The sequence below is a fragment of the Fulvivirga imtechensis AK7 genome (genome assembly GCF_000331535.1).
Classification (GTDB): Bacteria; Bacteroidota; Bacteroidia; order Cytophagales; family Cyclobacteriaceae; genus Fulvivirga; species Fulvivirga imtechensis.
In genome coordinates this window covers 1-1,310 of sequence record NZ_AMZN01000214.1, presented here as the reverse complement: position 1 = coordinate 1,310, position 1,310 = coordinate 1, and the positions used below count along the sequence as shown (strand labels likewise).

Genomic DNA, 1,310 nt, shown 5'->3' with positions numbered 1-1,310 from the left:
TGAAGGTAGTAGGGTAGATCGTGGACTATCGAGGGGGAGTAGCCCAACGTTTGAAGCCAGTGCTGAAAGTCTTTTTGTAAGCGCTGGTGGGTCGGATTGTTTAGTGGAAGGGATTTCATAGCTATGATGGTTTTGCTTTTACCCCTCTTGCTTCTGGTGATGTTATACTGTTATACTGCATTTTTTAGGGCTGTTTTCTTTGTTTCCTGATCGTATGAGGCGATTAAGTATAACATTTGAGCCATGTTATACTGATGTTACACTTATGTTATACTTGATTTCTTGCTGTTATTCTTAGCTTCTTTCTCTTTCAATTTCTGTAGTGTACTGTCTAAAATATCTATACCTGATTGCAGGTGCTGGTATTCGTCCCATGCAGCTATTTCATATTCAAAGCCTGTCTTTCTGTTGCCGCCTGTTTGCCTGATATAGCCCCACATTTCGAGCTCTCGTAAATACCGGTTGGCTTTCATGGGGTTCATTCTGAACTGCTCCCTGATCTCTCTGCTGTAAAAGGCTTGCCGGTCTTTTGGTCGCCTGCTGATCAGGGCTTTCAGGGCTTCAAAGAAGCTTCTTAACTGGCCGTTCAGCTCGTCTGATTTTCTTAACAGGCTTTCTTTTACCAGCCTGTTGGCCCAACTGATGTCTTCCAGAGTGGTAAGGATATATTCTTCACCCTTTTCATTTTTTTGCCTGGGGCGCTGCCACTGGTGGTAAAAGGTGATAATCTCTATCAACCTTAGGTAGTGCATGTTTGTCCTGAGCTTCTTGAATACGCTGTCGGGGATTTTGAGCTGTGTAGCGTATGGATTAATCACTTTTATGGGTTTTAGTAGCCTTTGGGTGTTTTTGAGCAGTTGTTTGGCTATGTTCTGACTGTTTTCGTCCACTAATCCGGCTTGCAGCTTTCTTTGGTAGTCCATGACTTCTTCCATGTGGCCAGCACCTTCATTGATGTGGAGTAAATAACTCCTGTTGGCGTTGTCTTCGTAGATGCCTTCTTTGGTGGTGGCGCCTGATACGCAGATCGGGCCTTCTACGGTCAGCACTTTTTGCACGTTGTTGCCTTTGGCGTCTTTATCGGTAGTGAGCTTGGTAATGCTTTGTTTGCTCATAAATTCTCTAAGTGGCAAAAAGGCGTTGTAAACTCCGTCAAGGTCTTCTATTAACAGCACTTTGTTTTTCCAAAAGTCCCTTGTAGAGTAGTAAAGGGTGTTTTCTGTTAAGCTGGTTATTGTCCGTACTGATTCTTCCGGAAGGCATTCACTGATCTTGGTTTGCAGGTAGGTTTTGCCGCTTCCGGATCTTCC

1 pseudogene is annotated in these 1,310 nt (G+C 44.0%); it reads right to left on the bottom strand.

Annotated features, from left to right (window positions below):
• Positions 1-263: 263 nt before the first annotated feature.
• Positions 264-1,310: pseudogene (locus tag C900_RS27850) on the bottom strand (CHC2 zinc finger domain-containing protein); the annotation flags it as partial.